Source organism: Mucilaginibacter sp. (assembly GCF_041088075.1).
In the GTDB taxonomy this organism is placed as follows: domain Bacteria; phylum Bacteroidota; class Bacteroidia; order Sphingobacteriales; family Sphingobacteriaceae; genus Mucilaginibacter_A.
In genome coordinates this window covers 1-21638 of the sequence record NZ_JBGCVY010000052.1, presented here as the reverse complement: position 1 = coordinate 21638, position 21638 = coordinate 1, and the positions used below count along the sequence as shown (strand labels likewise).

Genomic DNA, 21638 nt, shown 5'->3' with positions numbered 1-21638 from the left:
TTCTTTTAGCACATAAAAATCATTGAGTTTATTATACTTTTTTGTATCGGTGCAGCATTTAAAAACAGAATTTACTGGCATAAAAGAAGCATTGTAAATTTTAATGGTAAAAGTTTAAACAGGCTCTAATTGGCAGCGTTCAAAACTTTGATTTTATCGCCATCTTCTATGTCTTCTGCGCCTGCTGTAATCAACTGGTCGCCGGCATTCAGGCCTGATATTATTTCAGACTGGCCGCCGTAAGTAGCGCCAACTTTCACGGTTTTGCGTTTGGCCGTTCCGCTGTTGTTTACAAACACATAATCGCCGTCTTCTGATTTTTGGATGGCTTTGATCGGGACTGTAATGGCATTGGATTTAGAATAATCGGCAATTTTTAAAATCGCAGTCATGTTTGGGCGAAGCGTTTTGCGTGCAGGCAATTTGATCTCGACTGCAAAACTGCGCGAAGTCGGGTCAATAGCTTTGGCCGCAAAAGTTACTTTGGTTACCAGCGAATCGTTGGCATCCGGCACTACAATTTTTACATTGTTGCCCGTTCCAACACTTGCAGAATACGATTCAGGCACATCTGCCTTAACTTTTAAATTATCGGCATTAACAATACGGATGCCGGTTGTACCGGGCTGTGCAACCTGGCCCAGTTTCAAATCCATCTGGTCAATCGTTCCGCTGATTGGGGAAGTAATGCGGTACAATCTTGATTGCTCGTTTAATGCTGCCACTTGTTTTTGGGCACTTTGCAAATTGGTTTGCGCTTGTAAAAACTGTACTTCAGTACCGATTTTCTGGTCCCAAAGGTTTTTTTGGCGCTGAAATAAAGTATTCAAAAGAGATACCTGCGCTTGTGCCTGGGCAATTTGCTGTTTTAAAACACTGTTGTCCAACTGTGCCAACACCTGCCCTCTGGATACATGCTGGCCAACCCGCACATTAATAGCGATTATTGTTCCTGGCGCTTGCGGATAAGCCGTAACATTATCCTGCGCATCAATTTTACCTTGTATCTGTACGTAGTTGGTAAAATGGCCCGGTTTAACCTCAACCGTACTTACCTCTGCGGATTTGGTAGAATCTGTACCGCCAACTTCGGTTTGCAGTTTTGTAATTTTTGAATTTATTTCTGCCTGTTGTTTTTGCAGGTCGGCCAGTTCTGTTTTTTTATCTTTTGGCTTATTAGAACATGCTGCTAAAAACAGCATGGCGGCTATGTAAAGTATTTTTTTCATGGTATGGTATAATTGTATATCTAAGTAGGTTTTTTATTTAATTCTGCCGTAGGCTCTGTCCAGGTCAACTTTGCTTACCAGGGCATCATATAAGCCTTGGATGTAGTCATTGTCTGCCGTTTCGAGCGCCGTTTGTGCCTGGGTAACTTCAATACTTGAGCCTACGCCCTGCTGGTATTTTATTTTTGATACACGCAGTACTTCTTCGGCTAGCTCACGGCTTTTTTTCTGGTTGTTTAATGTTTGTAAGCCGTTGATAAAAACAATTTTAGCTTGGCTTGCCTGTAAACTTAATGCGTTCTTAAGGTTATCTAAGTTGTTTCTATTTTTTTGTACAGTAATTTGTGCTTGCCTGATTTGATTTATACGCTGTCCGCCAGTGTAAATTGGCAAACTAAGTGATAGGCCAATATAAGTAGTAGGAAAAGTAGTTCCGAATAAATTACCAAAATTATTATTTTGATAAGCCAATGCCGTACTTCCGTTAGCACTTAATTTAGGCAGATATTGACTTTTTAAGCGTTTTACATCGTACTCTGTCAACCGCAAATTGCTTTCCAATAAACCGTATTCAATCCGGTTACGGTAAAATGTAGTGTCAACATTCAGTTCTGCCAGGTTATCATTAAGGTTAACGTCTGCCAGCTTATCTTTCAACGTTAAGTCGAATTCAATCGGCATCCCCATTTGAAACTTCAATAGCTGATAATTTAATGCCAGTAAACGAACTGTGTTTTCCCTGTTGGTAACCAGATTATTATATTGAACAGTAATCCTGTCAACATCTATCTTCTCTACAAAACCCTGTTTGTTTTGGGCTACAGTTTGCTCAACTTGTTGTTTAAGTTGATTAATGTTGGCATCCAATAACCGGATTTGCTCATTGCTCACCAAAACCTGATAGTAAGCTTTAGTTACATTTACATCAGTTTGGATTTTTGTACGGGTATAACTGCGGTCAAAAAGTTCTTTGTAGGTTCGTCTCGCTTGTAACCCAACAAAGTAACTGGCATCAAATATAATTTGATTTAGCGTCAAGCCCAGGTTTGAATTATATTTTTGGGTAAAATTTACAGCTTGAAATCCACCGGCACCGTCAGGAACAGTAGTTATTGTGTTGCCTGTACCGTTTTTTACTTTATTATCTATCAATACACCATAAACTGCAGGTGTTATAAAATTAGGGAATAAAATTACCGGTGTTTTTAAATAGTCTTGAAAAGATGCTGCACCATTGATTTGGGGCAATCCTTGGGCTGTTGTTTCTTTTACTCTATACACAGCACTTTTAACATCCAATTTCGCATTGAGGATCGAGTCTTGATGTTCATAAGCATAGTTCACACAATCGGCTATGCTAAAATTGTAGGTTTGATTAGGTGCCTGCGTTTGAGCAAACAAATGAAAACTGGTCAAAAAACAAATCAGCAGGGTAGTAATTTTTTTCATTTAATGAGGTTGGGTAAGGTGCTCTAATTTTTTGTAGTTTACAACTTATTTAATTGTTGATACTGTTTTTATGCTGGTCCAATAACTGGTGGCCTTTCAACGTGCAAACGCCATAATTAAAATGTTCCAGCAACTGGTACTGTACTTTCCAGGTACTAAAGTGTGCAACCGGAAAAATGGTGTGGTTAAAGCCCATTTCTACTTGTTGGACCCGCATTTTCGCTAAAATTTTTACGTCCAAATCAGGCCGGATAAAACCTTGTTCCATGCCTTTGGTTAAAAGTTCTTCCAAGGTTTTGATCAAAACATCCGATTTAAACTTTTGAAATTCGCCCCAGGCTTCGGGGTGGTATTTTTGCATATCATGGATCACCACCGGGTTGATCCTCGAAAATATTTCTTCCGAACATTTCATCATGTTAATCATTTCTTCAATTACATTGACCGAACTTTGTATGATCAATTTCATCTGGCATTCATCCTCGTCCAGTTTTTTTTTAACCAGTGCAATCACCAACTCATTTTTATCATTAAAATAATGGTAAATAGTTTTTTTGGACATGCCTAAATGTTTAGCTATATCGTCCATCGTTACACTTTTTATCCCGGCCTGTAAAAAAAGTTCGTTGCCGCCTTGTATAATCCGATCTAATTGACTTAATGACATGATGGAGCAAAACTAAAGAAACATTTTTAGGTTCCAAAGTTTCCTTTTCATTTTACCTGTTGCTGACACTGTTCTTCTTCTTTTCGGCTTTTACGGCAATGCTTCTTTTATGGCCTAAAAATTAGTTTTTTTATTTTGATTATGAAAACCTGCTTGCAAAATGTTTCCATTAGTCTAAATTAAACCGGTAATGTTACTTAGAGCCTGTTTAAATTTATATCATAAATTTTACAATGCTTCTTTTATGCCTATAAAATTGGTGTGTACGGATATTTTACGGGTACAAAAAGACAATGATTTTTATGTGGTAAAAGAAGCATGGCAAATAAATTTAACAAAATTTAAACATGCTCTTAGGTTTATAAATTATTTAAACCTTGCATCAAAATTTGGAGCAGCAGTTTCTTTTGTGCATAAATAGTTTCCAATTGCACCGCATCGGGGAAAAATGCTTGCCTTTGCTTATCAGAAGAATGTTGAACGCTGTCTAACGATTTAAAAACCAGTTCGATGATTTCCTGCAGGTCATGTGTTTCGGCAAAAGCATCGCTCACCTGCTTGCGGTAAAGTGCGGTCAACAGGTTAATTTCGGTTTGATGGATTTCGCGTAAAACGTTCCAAATCACATCCGGGATGTTTTGCTGGTTTAACCTAAAATAATCGAAGAAATTATAATGGGAAGAAATCGTCCGGTGGATCCTTTGCAGGATAAAATAAAATGCTTCGTTTATCGTGCAATTTTGGTCAACTTTATGCTGAAGCGCCAGGAGGTATTCGGCAGAAAGTTTTCGGATAACGCCGGTATAAAGCTGGCTTTTGTCCGGGAAATAATAATACAGCAAGGCTTTCGACATCAACAAATCGCTGGCCAGATCATGCATGGTGGTTTTAGAATAACCCAATTGCGAAAACCGTTTGTAGGCAGCATCCAAAATTTGGTTTTTCTTGATTTCCTGCGGATCAGCAACGTTTTCCATGCAATTATTTTAAACAATAAAACTCTTTTGGCAGCAGCCAAAAGAGCTAAAAAAGCACCATACTGTTTTTATCGGTATAAATTTTGTATCAATATTCCAACAAAACATGCGGCCGGAAAGTATCTGTCCGCACTTCTGCTTTCAATTCATGCAAAATATTGTACAAACCAAAATTTGTACGGTTAACGTAGATAAAATGTTTCACGCCGCGCGCTTGTTTAAACTCCGGCATCCGTGCAATTTTTTCGCCGAAGGAATACAAACGGTCGAAAAAATCAGATTGGCTGAAATCGAAACTGTCGGTCATATAAGGTTTGGCAAAAAGCCCGATCATCTCTTTGTACGCCTGGTAATAAAACTCAATTTGCTGCGGATTGTCTTTCGGCAAAATCATTTCCAACTGTCGGAAGGCTTTGATCGTTTCTTCTTTATTCTGCAGCAAATCCGAAGACGTGGTAGAGAAAAAAGGATAATAAAAATCGTCGGGCATTTCTTTGATGCAGCCAAAATCAATCACGCCCAGTTTCCCTTCCGGCGTAATCATAAAATTTCCCGGATGCGGATCAGCATGAACCGCACGTAATTCGTGCTGCTGGAAATTGTAAAAATCCCACAACGCCTGGCCAATCAAATTCCGCTCTTCCTGCGATGGGTTGGTTTGTAGGTATTCTTTCAGATGCTTGCCTTCCAGCCAACTCATTGTAATAATTCGTTTTTTTGAAAGTTCCGGGTAATAAGTCGGGAAAACCACGTTTTTTAAACCGGCACAAGCCTGCGTAAACTCGATGGAACGGCGCACTTCCAGTTCGTAATCGGTTTCTTCCAGCAAACGTTCTTCCACTTCGCGCATGTAAATATCCAGTTCCTTTTCGCTCATGCCCAACAGGCGGAAAGCAAAAGGCTTAACGAGTTTTAAATCCGAAGAAATAGAATCGCCAACGCCCGGGTATTGTATTTTTACGGCCAGCTTTTGCCCGTTCAGTTCTGCTTCATGTACTTGTCCGATGGAAGCCGCATTGGTAGATTTTAGGTTGAACTTGTCAAAAATCTGGTCTGGCGATTTCCCAAAATACTTCCTAAAAGTCTGCACAATCAGTGGGCCCGAAAGCGGCGGCGCATTGTATTGCGATTGCGAAAATTTATCCACGTAAGCTGTTGGCAAAATATTTTTGTCCATGCTTAGCATCTGCGCCACTTTTAACGCCGAACCTTTCAATTCACTTAATGATTCGTAAATATCTGCCGCATTATCTTCATTCAGCTCATCGTTGTTCAGGTTTGGGTTGAACAGTTTTTTAGAATAATGCTTCACATAATTGCCGCCAATCTTAAAACCCGTTTTTACAAACTTGGCTGATCGTTGTACTTTGGAAGTTGGTATGCTATTTTGTTCTTTATTTTCTTCGCTCATGCTGTTTTTATCAGTATAAAATTGGTGTGGTTTTTAGAGCGGAGAGCGGGGAAAGAGGAGCGGCGGCAAATCGATACAAGCTATATTTTCGCTACGTCTTCGCTCTTTTTTCTTCACTCGCTCTTTTTTTTATTTGGGCGTGCCCGGCTTGGGCCGGTCGGGCTATCCGCTGCAAGTCCTCGCTTCGCTGTGGGCTTTCCGCTGCTATCCCTCACGCTCTTTCTGGCGCAGCACTATCCTTTGTGCTAACTGCATCCGCTTTTTCCGGCTTTGATGCTTTATCCCAACAGGATTTTGGAAATACACTTTCCCGTTTGTTTACATATTCTTTTAATTGTTCAAAACTCATGTCTTGAATATCAAGACTAATTTTATCGCGGATGCTTCTTAACTCTTCAACGTAAGATATTTTGTTTTCAATTTTCGTTTTCATATTCTAAAATTTCACGAGGTGATCGAATTTCTAAAAGCCGGTGGCCGTTTTTATAATTGACAGAATTGTAACCACGGATGCGATTTACGTTTACAATATGTTTGAAGTTCCAACTAACTAAAATATCTGCATGATTAAGGGTTGCTAAAGCAATATGAACACAGTCTGAAATACTTGTTTTTCCAACAACTTTTTCATCAATGTATTGCGCTGCTAAATTATTTGCCTCTTCAGAAATTTCAATAAATTCTATATTAGCTTCACTAAGTTTTAAGGGTAAATTCCTAACTTCTTTTCGAGCTGGAGAAAGTTCTCTTGCTGTTAGTTCAGAATAAATAACCTTATATCTTCCCTCAACAATTTTATCAAACAACATCTTAGTCCAAACTTCAAACTCAGCATCAAAATAACCGCCAAATACAGAAGTGTCAAGATAAAGCCGCTCCATTAAAACTTCATCTTCTCCTTAAACCCGCCGTTTTTCACCAAAAACTTGCCATAATCCAGCAAATTGTCAACCGGCGAACGTTGAAACAAATCAAACGTAACGTTGACGCCTTTTTCAATCGCTTCATCCGTTCTTTCAAAACCTTTGGATTCATCGTTCACCCAAAAATTCAACACAAAACCAAACTGGATCCACAAAGCATCTTTATAACGGTTAGCCAAAAATTTACGGTCGGCCAGTTCGCCAGTTTCGATGCCTTCCTGCAAAATCTGTACGCTGAAGTTTTCAAATTCTTCTTTCAAACCCGTCCAGATTTTTGGCGTGCCCATACCTTTTGCTGAACGTTTACTGCTGAAAACGGCAAAGCTTCTTTTGCCTTTCAACAACTCGAAAAAGCTGTAAAAAAACGACAAAGCCTTTTCGCGCGATGAATATTGCGGCCAAACTTCCTGGGTTTTAATTTCGGCGATGGTTTTTAAGGCGAGGTCTGTCCAGATGCTTTGCTCCAAACCTTCAAAAGAACCAAAATGCTGGTAAAATTCTTCTTCTGAAAACTCGTGCTTTTTGGCAAAAATATAAACGGATTTAGGCTGCTCGCCTTCTGTTAAAACATAATTAATATAATCGTTCTGGATTTTTTCTGTTGCTACCATAATTTTTATCGGATAAAAGAAGTATGTAAAATGAAAGTATTAAGTTACGGACAATTTTGCTGCCAAAGCCGCTCGCCGCAAGGTTTGATGTTGGGCTGACAAATGCGGCTTCACCAAAAAATAGGTGGTAAAAGAAGCATTACGTTTATCCTATTTAACGTCCAATTCCTCCGGAAATTTCTCCGGCTTGGCATAACTTAAACGCGCCAGTTTTTTGGTGGTGTGATAAGAATCCAAACCGGAAGCGGTAACAGAACCGGCTTTTTCCAAATCAACAAAACCGTCTTCTGCAACAAACGCCTCGTCAACCTTTACCCATTTAATTTCGCCGATGATGATGCTGGTTTCGTTTAAGGTTACCGGCATAATTTCCTTCAATTCCAAACCTATGGACAAAGAAGATTCGGCAACATAAGGCGCTCTAAAACCTTCTACATAAGCTTCGGTAAAACCACAATGTTTAAACTCCGAATTGCCGGAAGGATAACGCGCACTTGCCTGATGTGCCTCCTTGTAAAAATCGGCCAGCACATTGTTCAACGTATAAAAACCGGTTGTTTTGATGTTTTTCAGCGTATCGTGTTGCGGGCCGGGCGGGCGTGCAACCATGCCAACCAGGGGCGGATTGGCGCCCAAATGAAAGATCGAGCTAAAAACAGAAAGGTTGGTATTTCCGGCTTCATCAACCGTGCCCAGCAATTGCAAACTTTTAAATCCGCCCAAACTGTTGATAAACATGGCGCGAAACTGCTTTTCCATCTGCATCAACGCATCGTAATCGTAAATCATTTTAAAGCGGTTTTAAAGACGACAGGCCGCCATCAATACCAATAATTTGTCCCGTAATCCACGAACTTTCATCCGATAATAAAAACCTGGCGGCGTTGGCCATATCGTCCGGCTGCCCGTATTTTCCCAACGGATGCCTTTTTGCCGAAGCTTCCTGCTTTTCTTCCGTATTTAATAAGTGTTGTGCAAGCGGCGTATTGGTGAGCGATGGCGCAATTGCATTGACGCGGATTTTGCTCGATACAAATTCTGCCGCCAAAGAAACTGCCAAACTTTCAATCGCACCTTTTGAAGCTGCAATGCTGGTGTGGTAACTCATTCCGGTTCGCGCTGCAACCGTGCTGAACAAAACCACCGAAGCCATTTCTGCATTTTTTAAAGCCCGGAGCGATTGCTGCACCAGTGTTACCGCGCCCAGAACATTCAGCGTAAAATCATTCAAAAAATCTTCGCGCTGCAAACGCTGAAAAGGTTTTAGGTTGATAGAACCAACCGAATAAACCAAACCGTGGATTTTATCGGGCAATTGGCCGGCAAAAGCAGTATCCGCAGTGGTAAAATCATGCGGGATATGCGTTACGCCTTCCGGCAGTTCCGTTCCTGCATTCCTCGAAACCACAAAAACTTTGGCGCCTGCCGCAACCAATTGCTTTACCAATGCCAATCCGATGCCCGAACTTCCGCCGGCAACAACCATATTTTTTTGTTCAAAACCCATACTTCTTTTATCGGCTAAATTTTGTTAGCAGTTGTTAAGTAACATAACTTGTATTTGTTTGTTCGTTAATTACTTAAAGCCTGTTTAAATTATATTCAATTTATTTTACATGCTTCTTTTATCACCTAAAAATTGGTAAGGACTTAGTTTTTGATTGAGCTAAATTGATGCAACCAATTTTTATAGTGTAAAAGAAGCATTGTATTTTTTATGGTATAATTTAACAGGCTCTTAGCTTTCCCGCAGTTAAATTAAAATAAACATGCCCGAAACCAAAAAGCACACCAAAGCCAACCTGCCCGTTAAAATTTGTTCGCATTGCCAACGGCCTTTTGCGTGGCGAAAAAAGTGGGAGAAATGTTGGGAAGAAGTAAAATATTGCAGCGAACGTTGCCGCCGCTCTAAATAAAGATCATTAAAAATAACCATTTTATGCTTAATTTGTACTGATATTATGGCAGGCGGTAAAGTAATTTTAGTTTGGTTTAGAAACGATTTACGGATTAACGATAACGAGGTTTTAACAGAAGCCGTAAACAAAGCGGATGCTGTTTTGCCAGTTTATTGTTTTGATCCGTTTTATTACCGTGTTACTTCTTTTGGCACACAAAAAACAGGAAACTTCAGGGCTCGTTTTATCAACGAATCTGTGGCCGATTTACGCCAATCGTTAAAAAATTTAGGCGGTGAATTGCTAATCCGCGTTGGCGATCCGGCCATGATCATTCCCGAACTGGCGCAGCAATACCAGGTTTCCGAAGTTTACCATCACCGCGAAGTAGCTTTTGAAGAAACCAGTATTTCGGCCAAAGTAGAAGCTGCGTTGTGGAAACTGAAGCTGAATTTGAAGCATTTTATCGGCCACACATTGTACAACAAAGAAGATCTGCCGTTCCCGATCAAAGATATTCCGGACGCTTTTACCACTTTCCGCAAAAAAGTAGAACGTGATAGTCAGGTTCGGCTTTGTGCCGTATCTCCAACAAAAATAAAAACGCCCGAAATTACCGATGCAGGCGAAATACCAACTTTGGCCGATTTAGGTTTGACCGAACCTTTTGATGACGAGCGCGCCGTGATGCGTTTTGTGGGCGGAGAAACGGAAGGTTTAAAACGGTTGTATAATTTTTCCGGGACAGAAAATCAGGATAAAGTAACTCAGGTTAGCCCTGCTTTAGGTGCCGATTTTGCCAATACCATGTCGGTTTGGTTGTCCATGGGCTGTATTTCCCCGCGGCAAATTTACTGGGAAGTGCAGCAATACGAAAAGGCTAACGGCAGCAATGCCCTAACTCACGCCATTGTGCTGGAGTTGCTGTGGCGCGATTATTACCGGTTCATGTTTAAAAAGCATGGCGACCAGTTTTTTCAGAAAGAAGGCTTTAAAGGCCAGGCTCCGCCAGAAGCTGCCAACCAGGACGAACTTTTTGAAAAATGGAAAACCGGGCAAACCGGCGTTCCTTTTATTGATGCCGTAATGCGCGAAATAAATGCAACAGGCTATACCAGCATCCGCGGCAGGCAAAATGCAGCCAGCTTTTTAGCAAAAGATTTGCAGGTAAACTGGACTTGCGGTGCCGCTTATTTTGAAGAAAAACTGATTGATTACAGCCCGGCAACCAATTGGGGAAACTGGGCCGCGATTGCCGGTGTAGGCAATGACCCTAAGGAAAACCGAAGCTTGAATGTAATTAAACAAGCCGGCGAAATTGACCCGAAAGGGCAATACGTAAAACTTTGGGTTCCGGAATTAAGTGTCATTTCCGGCAAGCAAATCCATACGCCATTCTTTTTAACGCCTGCGGAATTGGCAGTTTACGGGATTCAATTGGGTGTTGATTATCCGAAGTTGATTATCGAACCTAAATGGCAAAAGCTGGCGGATAAGAATGCGAGTATTTTTTGAGGGAAATTTATGTCTTTCGGTAATTGCAAGTTTAACATTATTTCTGTCGACGTCAATAATGTACAAAGTTGAAATTTTCATTTTCGGTTAAAATTTATTAATTTGCAAAAATTGTTAGCAAAATAGTCAGCAATGGAAATCTTTGGTTCAGACAATCATAAAATCATTCACAGTGACGTATTAAAAGCATTGGAGACGCAAGTTTCGGATAATTCGGTTGACTTAATATTTGCAGACCCTCCTTACAATATAGGTAAAAACTTTAATGGCCACATTGAGAAATGGACTACAGAAGAAGATTATTTGATGTGGTGCTATAAATGGATTGACCTTTGCATAAAAAAACTCAAGCCTAACGGTAGTTTTTATGTAATGACTGCTACACAGTTTATGCCCTTTTTTGACATTTATATTCGTAAAAAAATGAATATTTTATCAAGGGTAATTTGGAGTTATGACAGTTCTGGCGTTCAGGCGAAAAATTATTATGGTTCTATGTATGAACCAATCTTGTTTTGTGTAAAAGATAAAAGTAATTATACATTTAACGCAAGTGATATTTTGGTTGAAGCTAAAACGGGTGCTAAAAGAAAATTAATTGACTATCGCAAAGCTGTTCCAACAGTGTATAACACAGAAAAAGTTCCAGGAAATGTTTGGGAATTTGCAAGAGTTCGTTATCGCATGGACGAATACGAAAACCATCCTACTCAAAAGCCAATTGCTTTATTAGAAAGAATTATCAAGGCAAGTTCTAACAAAGGTGATTTGGTGATGGATCCTTTTTCAGGAACTTTCACAACTTGTGCTGTTGCAAAAGATTTAGAAAGGAATTGCATTGGTATTGAATTACAAGACGAGTATGTAAAAATTGGTTTAAGAAGATTACATTTAGCCGAAGAATATAAAGGTGAAAAGCTTCAAAAAGAAATAAGAACTTTTGAAACTGAAAAAATTGTAACAAGCAATAACTTAAAATTATTTGAAGAACCTGATGGAACACACATTTACGGTTAATATAAAATCAATCTTAAACAATAAGTTTGGAACTGATGCAGATGAAATATTTAGAAATAGCAACTTAATTCAATACATAAATTTCAAAACTCGATCGGCAAATAAAGGCTCAAAAGCTCGTTCAAGTTTTGCTAATCTTTATGCTATCTATGTGTTAGCTGAAGATTATATTGATAACGGTTTTGACCAGAAAAATACTTACTCTAATTATGAAGGAGCAATTTATAATAAATTATTTACTCGTCAGAGGCAACTTCCATTTGGTGGAAGTCTTCAAAACCATGCTTTAGATAACCGCATGAATGCAGAATTTAAAAAATATTTTCCAACATCAGATATTATCCCAATTTTAAGAAAACTTGATACAAACAGATATTGGATAAATGAAAATTTACTAAAAGTAAAAGTAGGTAAGAGAGAATATAATTTAGCTTCTGTTATCATTGAAATCATTGATGCTTACACCAGAACTAAACAAGATGCTTTTCAACGTTTTATTAAAGCATGTGAAGAATTACAAGAAATTGAAAGTTCAAAACCTGAAAAAGTTATAAATTTTATTAACGGTTTGCTTGAACCAAATGTTGACGCAAGACTTTTTGAAATTGTGAGTTATTCTATTTTAAAATTTTATTACCATGAACAAAACGTTTTTTGGGGCTTTGAATATGATAATCTGGCGAAAGAAAATTTAAAACTTTACAAGACAGGAAGAACAAATGCAAACGATGGTGGAATTGACTTTGTAATGAAACCGCTGGGTCGCTTTTTTCAAGTAACAGAAACCCTTGATTTCAAAAAATACTTTCTTGATATTGATAAAATTCAAAAATTTCCAATAACTTTTGTAATTAAATCAAGCGAAGAAATTGTTGAACTTTTAAACAAAATAAAAGCTAACGCAAACAAAATATATTTAGTGAATGCAATTGTTGAAAAGTATATGAATTGCATAGAAGAAATAATTAATATTCCTATCTTAAATCAACGTTTTCGCGACACGATCCAATTAGGGTATCTCAATCAAGTTCTTAACGAAATTATCTCTCAAAGTAAAGTAGAGTTTAACTACACTGACACGGAAGAACTTGACGACGACGAATAAAATATCACATAACATTGGCTTGGCAAAAAATCAGCTACGGAAGAAGTTATAACAGTTTTTGTTTTCCTATCTTGCTTCCGCTGCAAAAATTATGAACCATCACCCAAACCACTTTCTCACAATACTTCTTTTACCCATATAAAATTGGTGAAAACTTTACGATTAATTCTCGGCGACCAGCTCATCAGCACGCATTCCTGGTTTCAACAACAAGAAGGCGAAACGGTTTACGTGCTGATGGAAATGATGCAAGAACAAACGTACGTAAAGCACCACGTTCAAAAAATCCTGGCGTTTTTTGCGGCCATGCGCAATTTTGCGCACCAGTTGCAAAAGGCCGGGCACGAAGTGGTTTACCTCAAATTGGACGATCCGGAAAACGCGCAAACGCTGAACGGCAATCTCCAAAAAATCATTGATAAAAGAAGCATCGAGCGGTTTGAATATTTGCTGCCGGACGAATACCGGCTGGACGAGCAGTTAAAAACGTTTTGTAAATCCTTACCTATTCCCACCAAAGCTTACGATACCGAACATTTTTTTACCTCGCGGGAAGAAGTCGGCGATTTTTTCTCCGGCAAAAACCAGTTGATTATGGAGGGCTTTTACCGGCACATGCGGCAAAAGCACGACCTGTTGATGAACGGAAACGAACCGGTTGGCGGCTTGTGGAATTTCGATCACGACAACCGGAACCGCTTTGACCATAAAGTTGCTTTGCCCGAACCTTTGGTTTTTGAACATAATCTAAGCGAGATTAAAGCGATGATTGACCGGCTTAAAGTTCCGTATTTTGGAAATGTGGAAGCTGGAAAAGTGAACCTGCCGCTTTCCCGGAAAGAAGGTTTAAGGCTGATTGATTACTTCTGCCAAAACCTGTTGCCGCATTTTGGCACGTACGAAGATGCGATGTTGCAGGAACATAAATCGCTTTTCCACTCGCGTTTGTCGTTTGCGTTAAATGTGAAATTGATCTCACCAAAAGAAGTAATCAGTCAGGCAATTTTGACCTGGCAGCAAAACCAAAAAGAAATCAGTTTGCCGCAAATAGAAGGTTTTACACGACAGATTTTAGGCTGGCGCGAATACATGCGCGGCTTGTACTGGGCGAAAATGCCAGACTTTGCAGAGAAGAATTTCTTTAACCATCAGGCCAAACTGCCGCAATGGTTTTGGAACGGCGAAACCAAAATGAACTGTTTAAAACATTGCATCGGCCAGTCGTTGGATTTGGCCTGGGCGCACCACATCCAGCGTTTGATGGTGATCGGGAATTTTGCCTTGCTTTCGGGTTCAAATCCACACGAAGTGGACGACTGGTACTTGGGCGTTTACATTGATGCGATGCAATGGGTGCAACTGCCCAACACGCACGGCATGAGCCAGTTTGCCGATGGCGGCATCGTTGGCACCAAACCGTACGTGGCTTCGGCGGCCTACATCAACAAAATGAGCAATTATTGCGGCAACTGTTTTTATGACCCCAAAAAAAAGTACGGCGAAAAAGCCTGCCCCTACAACAGTTTGTATTGGGATTTTTTCTCCCGGAACGAACATTTGCTATCCAATAACCAGCGCTTAAAAATGATTTACGGCAACCTGCACCGCTTAAAACCGGATGATTTGGAAAAGATTTTGGAGCAGGCCGCGGTTTATAAAAATCAGGTTGATGAGCTGTAATTTTAGGTGATAAAAGAAGTATGCTGATTAAACTTAACGTTCTTTTTCCTTGATGAAAAAGAACCAAAAAATCAAGACAAACCCGATCCCTCCGGGCGTTTTGTCCGGCCTTCCCGCACCTGGGCTGAGACCTGCCGCTTCGAACTACATAGCGGACAAAAAATAGCTGGTAAAAGAAGCATTTGACAAACACAGTTAGCGGCAAGAAAGGGAAGCTTGCAAGGTGATCGCCCAGGAGCGTAGGGCTGAATGCCGCCCAGAGGCGATCTGGAATTCTTGATTTTTGGTTCTTTTGATCAAGCAAAAGAACGCACAAAGAAAATAAATACTGTTTTTACCGATACTTTTTCATCAACCCCAAATAAATCAGAGCTATCTTTCAATCAGAAGCAACTTAGAAAAATTGTAATCACAAGTAAACAAATCTATTTTGCTTTTTCCAAGGAAAGTTAAATAGGTTTGTTTCTCTATTAAATTCTTACTTTTGTAACGTTTCACTGATTGGATTTTCCATGAATACTTTTTCGTACCTAAACAACGCTAACGCAGCGTACATAGATTCACTTTATCAAAGTTACCAGCAAGACCCCGAATCGGTTGACTTTGGCTGGCAAAAATTTTTCGAAGGGTTTGATTTCGGCCACACTGAACAGGCAGAGCCATCAACGGATGCAACGGCTGCCTCAAACCAGGCAGACAGCACTCATTTTCTGAAAGAAATCAATGTGCTGAACATGATTGACGGTTACCGTACCCGCGGGCATTTGTTCACCAAAACCAATCCCGTTCGCGAACGGCGCAAGTACAAACCGGGCAAAGAACTGGCAACTTTTGGCTTGAGCGATGCCGATCTGGATACCGTTTTTAACGCCGGTGTAGAAGTTGGTTTAGGGCCTGCAAAACTGCGCGACATCCGCGATTTGCTGGAGCAAACGTATTGCCAGTCTATCGGTGCCGAATACCGCTACCTGCGCGACCCGGATAAAATCACCTGGTTTGAAGAAAGGATGGAAAGAAGCCGCAACACGCCGCATTTTTCTGTTGATGAAAAAAAACAATTGTTAAAAAAGCTGAACGAAGCGGTTGTTTTTGAAAGCTTTTTGGGAACCAAATTTTTGGGGCAAAAACGCTTTTCGCTGGAAGGCGCGGAATCGTTAATCCCGGCTTTGGATTCTGTGATCGAAAAAGGATCGAAACTTGGCATCGAAGAATTTGTGATCGGCATGGCGCACCGCGGGCGTTTAAACGTACTGGTCAACATCCTCAAAAAATCATACAAGAGCATTTTCTCGGAATTTGAAGGAAAAGGTTTCGACGAGCACGAATCTTTCAGCGGCGACGTAAAATACCATTTGGGTTTTTCTACCGATGTAGAAACTTCAAACGGAAAAACGGTGCATTTAAGCCTTTGCCCAAATCCCTCTCATCTGGAAGCGGTTGACCCGGTTGTAGAAGGTTTAACGCGATCTAAAATAGATTTTAAATATGGCGGCGACGACAAACGCATTGCACCAATTTTAATCCATGGCGATGCTTCGGTTGCCGGCCAGGGCATCATTTATGAAGTTTTGCAGATGTCTAAACTGGAAGGTTACCGCACCGGCGGAACGGTTCATTTGGTCATTAATAACCAAATTGGCTTCACCACTAATTATAAAGATGCGCGTTCCAGCACGTATTGCACAGATATTGCCAAAACGGTTTTGTCTCCGGTTTTTCACGTAAACGGCGATGACGTGGAGGCTTTAACTTATGCCATCAACTTGGCAATGGAATACCGGCAGGCTTTCCATAAAGATGTTTTTATTGATATTTTGTGTTACCGAAGGTTTGGCCACAATGAATCCGACGAGCCAAAATTTACACAGCCGCTTTTATATAAAGCAATTGAACAGCACCCAAACCCAAAAGAAATTTACAACCAAAAACTGGTTGCCGAAGGAAGCGTGGATGCAGATTATGCCAAGTCTTTGGAAAAGGATTTCCGCGCGATGTTGCAGGAAAAACTGAACGAATCTAAATCCGACGAGCAGTTTTCGGAAGTAAAACCCGTGTTTGCCGGTGCCTGGAAAGGGCTGCGCCTGGCTACGGATAAAGACTTTTTAACTTCTCCGGATACGGCTGTAAGCACAGAAGAATTTGAAATGATCGGCAAAAAAATTACAGAATTGCCGCCAGGAAAACAGTTTTTTAAAAAGATTGAAAAGCTGTTTCAGGACCGCCAGAAAATGGTGAACGAAACCAAAACTTTTGATTGGGCCATGGGCGAACTGATGGCTTACGGCACTTTGCTGTATGAAGGACACGTTGTCCGTTTAAGCGGGGAAGACGTTAAGCGCGGAACTTTCTCTCACCGACATGCTGTTTTGACCCTGGAAGATTCGGAAGAAGAATATGTTCCGCTAAGAAACATTTCCCCTAACCAGGCACCATTTTATATTTACAATTCGCACCTTTCAGAATATGGCGTTTTAGGTTTTGATTACGGTTACGCCTTGGCCAACCCGAACGCTTTAACCATTTGGGAAGCACAATTTGGCGATTTTGCAAACGGTGCCCAAATCATTATAGATCAATACATTGCCAGTGCCGAAACCAAATGGCAGCGCGGTAATGGTTTGGTGCTGTTGTTGCCGCATGGCTACGAAGGGCAAGGCCCGGAACATTCCTCCGCCAGGATGGAGCGTTTTTTAGAGCTTTGTGCCGAGAACAACATCCAGGTTGCGGATTGTACTACGCCAGCTAACTTCTTCCATATCTTGCGCCGCCAGTTAAAAGACGAATTTCGTAAACCGTTAGTGGTTTTCACCCCAAAAAGTTTGTTGCGAAACTCGCAATGCGTTTCAAATATCAGGGAGTTTACGGAAGGAAAATTCCAGGAAGTAATTGACGACAAGTTTGTAGATGCAGCCGAAGTAAAACGTGTGTTGTTTTGTACCGGGAAAATTTATTACGATTTGTTGGAAAAACAGCAAACCGATCAGCGTAAAGATGTGGCCATTGTTCGGTTGGAACAGTTGTACCCAACGCCAATCGTTCAAATGCAAAAAATCAAAGCCAAATACAACCAGGCCGAAAGTTGGATCTGGGTTCAGGAAGAACCGGAAAACATGGGCGCCTGGCCATATTTATGCCGTAAATTGCGCCATACCGAGCTGGAATTTGATGTAATTTCGCGTAAGGAAGGCAGCAGCACCGCAACCGGATACGCCAAACAACACACGGCACAACAGTTGTACATTGTAAGCAAAGCTTTTGAAGCGCCAGCCGGAAAAGCGGTGAAACAGGAAGTAGAAGAAACAACAGCAGACATGGCAAACGCCGGGGCTGATTAAACATAAAAATTTTTATAAAAATATGAGTTTAGAGATCAAAGTTCCGCCGGTAGGCGAATCCATTTCTGAGGTTACCTTATCCAACTGGGTAAAAAACGATGGCGACCATGTAGAAATGGACGATGTAATTGCCGAGCTGGAATCAGACAAAGCTACGTTTGAATTAACTGCCGAAGCAGCCGGGACACTTAGGACCACCGCCAAAGAAGGCGATGTACTGGCAATTGGCGCTGTGGTTTGCAGCATTGATTCTGGTAATGGTGAAACCGTTGCTGCACCTGTTGCCGAAAAAGTATCGGTAAAAGAAGCATCGGCAGAAACCAAAAAAACAGTGGCTGCGGAAACGGCAGCAACGCCGAAAGCGGAACCTGCAAAGGCAGAAAATTCAGCTTCAACAGAAATTGAAATCCATATCCCGCCGGTGGGCGAATCCATCCAGGAAGTTACCTTAACCAACTGGATTAAAAAAGACGGCGAGCAGGTTGAAATGGACGAACCGATTGCCGAACTGGAATCGGACAAAGCCACTTTTGAACTGAACGCCGAAAGTGCAGGAACACTGCAAACTTTGGTAAAAGAAGGCGATGTTTTGCCAATCGGGACTTTGGTAGCTAAAATCAAAGCCGGTGCCGGTGCGCCGCAGACTGAAAAAACACCGGTAAAAGAAGTATCAGAACACGCAGAAATTTCAGCAGACGGTGTCGATCAACCTAAAACTTATGCTTCCGGTGTTCCTTCGCCAGCGGCAGCAAAAATTTTGGCAGAAAAAGGATTGGATCCAAAGAACATCAACGGAAATGGTGTTGCCGGAAGGATCACGAAAGAAGATGCCTTGAAAGCAGAAGCTTCAAAACCGGCTGCAAAAACCGAAAGCAAACCGGCTGCTCCGGCTCCGGCAAAACCTGTTGTTCAGGCACAACCAGCAGTTGCAGGAAGTCGGGGAGAGCGTCGTGAAAAAATGTCTTCCCTTCGTAAAACCGTTGCAAAACGTTTGGTTTCCGTAAAAAATGAAACGGCCATGCTCACTACTTTTAATGAGGTAGATATGCAGCCGATTATGGAACTGCGCGCCAAATACAAAGACAAATTCAAAGAAAAATACAACGTTGGTTTGGGCTTTATGTCGTTCTTTACCAAAGCCGTAACCGAAGCTTTGAAAGACTGGCCGGCCGTTGGCGCACGCATTGAAGGCGAGGAAGTGGTTTACAGTGATTTTGCCGATATTTCCATCGCGGTTTCTGCGCCAAAAGGTTTGGTTGTTCCGATCATTCGAAATGCGGATGCCATGAGTTTGGCAGAAATCGAAAAAGCGATTGTGGCACTGGCTGGCAAAGCACGTGAAAACAAATTAACCATTGACGAAATGACTGGCGGAACTTTTACCATTACCAACGGCGGTGTTTTTGGTTCGATGTTGTCCACGCCAATCATCAACTCGCCGCAATCTGCCATTTTAGGAATGCACAATATTATTGAGCGGCCGGTTGCCGTAAACGGACAAGTGGTCATCCGCCCGATGATGTACCTGGCTTTGTCTTACGATCACCGGATTGTGGACGGACGGGAATCGGTAAGTTTCTTAGTTCGCGTAAAACAATTGCTGGAAGACCCGGCAAGATTACTGCTTGGCGTATAGAATAAAATTTTAACAATGATCAAAGAGGCCCGAAAAATTTGGGCCTCTTTTTATATATGCTTCTTTTATCGGCAAAAAATTAGTGAAATACTTTATTATATTTCCTGCCGTGTAAAAGTTATGCGTAAAAGCAGTTAAGCAAGTTTATCATAAATATTCCCCAAATAATTATATATAATTGTTAAATTGACACCCTCAAACCTAAGTTAAATATGAATAGACTTCAAACTCCGGATTACGCGGTATTCCTGATTTACTTTTTAATTGTAGCCTTGTATGGTTGGTGGGTTTACCAACGCAAAAAAACGGCTGTTTCTTCTTCTAAAGATTATTTTCTGGCCGAAGGTTCTTTAACCTGGTGGGCGATCGGATCTTCGTTAATTGCTTCCAATATTTCTGCCGAACAATTTATCGGCATGAGCGGTTCTGGCTTCAAAATGGGACTGGCCATTTCCTCTTACGAATTTATGGCTGCCTTAACGCTCGTTATTGTCGCCATATTTTTTATACCGGTTTACCTCAAAAATAAAATTTTTACGATGCCGCAGTTTTTGAGCCAGCGGTATAACGGAACAGTAGCCATGATTATGGCAATCTTCTGGCTGTTGCTGTACATTGTGGTTAATTTAATGTCTATACTATATCTTGGCGCGCTGGCTATCAGCGGTATATCCGGTTTTAATGTGGTTTTGTGTATCATACTGCTGGCTGTATTTTCTATCGTGATTGCTTTGGGTGGAATGAAAGTAATAGGCTATACCGATGTGATCCAGGTTTTCTTTCTGATCCTGGGCGGCTTGGTTGCTTCTTACATCGCCTTAAATTTAGTAAGCGAAAAAGCAGGGACAACAGGGGTTTTTAACGGACTTAGACTGTTGACTACCGAAGCGGGGGACCACTTCCACATGATCTTTAAAAGAGACAACCCTAACTATATGGATTTGCCCGGCCTTTCTGTCTTGCTGGGTGGTATGTGGATCACCAACTTAAACTATTGGGGCTGCAACCAATACATTACGCAGCGTGCTTTGGGTGCCGATTTAAAAACGGCCCGTGGTGGTTTGTTATTCGCTGCTTTCCTTAAAATTTTGATGCCGGTTATCGTGGTTATTCCCGGAATCGCGGCTTATGTATTGTACCAAAAAGGCATGTTCCATCAAGAAATGCTGACTTCAACAGGTGCTACCGATGTCAATAAAGCTTATCCGGCCATCTTAAATTTGTTGCCAATTGGGATGAAAGGTTTGGCTTTTGCAGCCTTAACTGCAGCGATTGTTGCCTCGTTAGCCGGAAAAGCCAACAGTATCGCCACTATTTTTACCTTGGATATTTATAAAAAAGTGATCCGCCCAAATGCGAGCGAAGGCAACCTGGTTTTACTTGGAAAATTCGCTGTAGTGGTTGCCATGGTGTTGGGCGTGATTTTATCTTTATTAATTGGTAATAATTTAATGGGCGAAGGCAAGCAGGGTTTCCAATACATCCAGGAATATACAGGCTTTGTTTCGCCGGGCATTTTTGCCATGTTTTTACTGGGTTTCTTCTGGCGGAAAACAACTTCCAATGCCGCTTTATTTGCTACGATTGGCGGTTTTGCTTTGTCGGTTTTCTTCAAGTTCCTGCCGCAATTTGCCGATTTGCATTTCTTGGCCTCAACAGGTTTTTCAAAAGATAACGGACAAGGCATTTACGAAATCCCTTTCTTAGACCGTATGAGTTTTGTGTTCATCATTTGTATCATCGGCATGTACATCATCAGCATGATCGAAAACAGCAAAGGTTTGCGCGTAAATGCTTTGGAAGTAGATACCAAAATGTTCCGCGTTACGCCTGCTTTTACCGCCGGAAGTTTGATTATCTGCGGAATTTTGGTTGCTATTTATTCTGTTTTTTGGTAAGGGCAATACTTCTTTTATCGGCATAAATTTAAGCCTCCTGATTTGTTTCGGGAGGCTTTTTTGATTGCAAATTGCAACAGCTATATTGTTATAGGCCAAATTTTGAAATGGACAATTAATATTGAAAACCCTTCCATTTAGAAGTTGAACTTGTTTAAACTTATTCTTTTGTGCTTTACACGATGCTTCTTTTATCGCCTAAAAATTGGTGGGCATTTGTTTTGATTTGTTTAGGCTGATGCAGACACCAATTTTTATGGGGTAAAAGAAGCATCAGCCAAAAAAAG

General features: G+C 40.9%; 18 protein-coding genes. 8 read left to right on the top strand and 10 right to left on the bottom strand.

Translation table 11 applies throughout. The features are described 5' to 3' along the window. Positions 1 to 125: 125 nt before the first annotated feature. From V5804_RS12855 to V5804_RS12810, 10 genes are all read right to left on the bottom strand, one after another. Positions 126 to 1229 carry an efflux RND transporter periplasmic adaptor subunit gene (locus tag V5804_RS12855; protein WP_369591798.1) on the bottom strand — a complete coding sequence of 368 codons (1104 nt, stop codon included), beginning with the start codon at positions 1227 to 1229 and terminating at the stop codon, positions 126 to 128. A gap of 33 nt (positions 1230 to 1262) precedes the next feature. Then, positions 1263 to 2678, bottom strand: a complete 1416-nt coding sequence (locus V5804_RS12850; RefSeq protein ID WP_369591797.1) for a TolC family protein — start codon at positions 2676 to 2678, stop codon at positions 1263 to 1265. 49 nt (positions 2679 to 2727) lie between these two features. Next, a complete protein-coding gene (locus V5804_RS12845) occupies positions 2728 to 3345 on the bottom strand; it encodes a TetR/AcrR family transcriptional regulator (RefSeq protein WP_369591796.1) in 618 nt (205 codons plus the stop codon). Positions 3346 to 3704: 359 nt separating this feature from the next. Next, positions 3705 to 4322 carry a TetR/AcrR family transcriptional regulator gene (locus V5804_RS12840; RefSeq protein WP_369591795.1) on the bottom strand — a complete coding sequence of 206 codons (618 nt, stop codon included), beginning with the start codon at positions 4320 to 4322 and terminating at the stop codon, positions 3705 to 3707. A gap of 88 nt (positions 4323 to 4410) precedes the next feature. Further along, on the bottom strand, positions 4411 to 5733 hold the full coding sequence (locus V5804_RS12835) for an ABC1 kinase family protein (RefSeq protein ID WP_369591794.1): 1323 nt from the start codon (positions 5731 to 5733) through the stop codon (positions 4411 to 4413). Positions 5734 to 5944: 211 nt separating this feature from the next. After that, complete coding sequence (locus V5804_RS12830) at positions 5945 to 6166, bottom strand: hypothetical protein (protein ID WP_369591793.1); 222 nt, start codon at positions 6164 to 6166, stop codon at positions 5945 to 5947. After that, the gene (locus V5804_RS12825) at positions 6150 to 6614 is read right to left on the bottom strand and encodes a PIN domain protein (RefSeq protein ID WP_369591792.1); all 465 of its coding nucleotides are present in this window, start codon (positions 6612 to 6614) and stop codon (positions 6150 to 6152) included. The genes V5804_RS12830 and V5804_RS12825 overlap by 17 nt, the downstream gene beginning before the upstream one ends. Next, positions 6614 to 7267 (bottom strand): TetR family transcriptional regulator C-terminal domain-containing protein, encoded by a 654-nt coding sequence (locus V5804_RS12820; RefSeq protein WP_369591791.1) that lies wholly within the window; start codon positions 7265 to 7267, stop codon positions 6614 to 6616. The genes V5804_RS12825 and V5804_RS12820 overlap by 1 nt, the downstream gene beginning before the upstream one ends. Positions 7268 to 7417: 150 nt before the next feature. Further along, entirely contained in the window at positions 7418 to 8056 is a 639-nt protein-coding gene (locus V5804_RS12815) for a flavin reductase family protein (RefSeq protein ID WP_369591790.1), read from the bottom strand. A 1-nt stretch (position 8057) separates the two neighbouring features. Continuing rightward, on the bottom strand, positions 8058 to 8774 hold the full coding sequence (locus tag V5804_RS12810) for an SDR family NAD(P)-dependent oxidoreductase (protein WP_369591789.1): 717 nt from the start codon (positions 8772 to 8774) through the stop codon (positions 8058 to 8060). 262 nt (positions 8775 to 9036) lie between these two features. Here V5804_RS12810 and V5804_RS12805 point away from each other — a divergent pair, with 262 nt between their 5' ends. The 8 genes from V5804_RS12805 (at position 9037) to V5804_RS12770 (ending at position 21351) form a co-directional block, all read left to right on the top strand. Further along, entirely contained in the window at positions 9037 to 9183 is a 147-nt protein-coding gene (locus tag V5804_RS12805; protein WP_369591788.1) for a DUF2256 domain-containing protein, read from the top strand. 45 nt (positions 9184 to 9228) lie between these two features. After that, positions 9229 to 10680 (top strand): DASH family cryptochrome, encoded by a 1452-nt coding sequence (locus V5804_RS12800; RefSeq protein WP_369591787.1) that lies wholly within the window; start codon positions 9229 to 9231, stop codon positions 10678 to 10680. A gap of 132 nt (positions 10681 to 10812) precedes the next feature. After that, positions 10813 to 11697, top strand: coding sequence for an adenine-specific DNA-methyltransferase (gene yhdJ, locus V5804_RS12795; RefSeq protein ID WP_369591786.1), 885 nt, complete (start codon positions 10813 to 10815; stop codon positions 11695 to 11697). After that, positions 11675 to 12802 carry a hypothetical protein gene (locus tag V5804_RS12790; protein ID WP_369591785.1) on the top strand — a complete coding sequence of 376 codons (1128 nt, stop codon included), beginning with the start codon at positions 11675 to 11677 and terminating at the stop codon, positions 12800 to 12802. Before yhdJ ends, V5804_RS12790 begins: the two co-directional genes overlap by 23 nt. A gap of 147 nt (positions 12803 to 12949) precedes the next feature. After that, a complete protein-coding gene (locus V5804_RS12785) occupies positions 12950 to 14482 on the top strand; it encodes a cryptochrome/photolyase family protein (RefSeq protein ID WP_369591784.1) in 1533 nt (510 codons plus the stop codon). 512 nt (positions 14483 to 14994) lie between these two features. After that, complete coding sequence (locus V5804_RS12780) at positions 14995 to 17817, top strand: 2-oxoglutarate dehydrogenase E1 component (RefSeq protein ID WP_369591783.1); 2823 nt, start codon at positions 14995 to 14997, stop codon at positions 17815 to 17817. A gap of 22 nt (positions 17818 to 17839) precedes the next feature. Next, entirely contained in the window at positions 17840 to 19453 is a 1614-nt protein-coding gene (gene odhB, locus V5804_RS12775) for a 2-oxoglutarate dehydrogenase complex dihydrolipoyllysine-residue succinyltransferase (RefSeq protein WP_369591782.1), read from the top strand. 212 nt (positions 19454 to 19665) lie between these two features. Further along, positions 19666 to 21351 carry a sodium/sugar symporter gene (locus tag V5804_RS12770; protein WP_369591781.1) on the top strand — a complete coding sequence of 562 codons (1686 nt, stop codon included), beginning with the start codon at positions 19666 to 19668 and terminating at the stop codon, positions 21349 to 21351. The last annotated feature ends 287 nt before the right edge of the window (positions 21352 to 21638 follow it).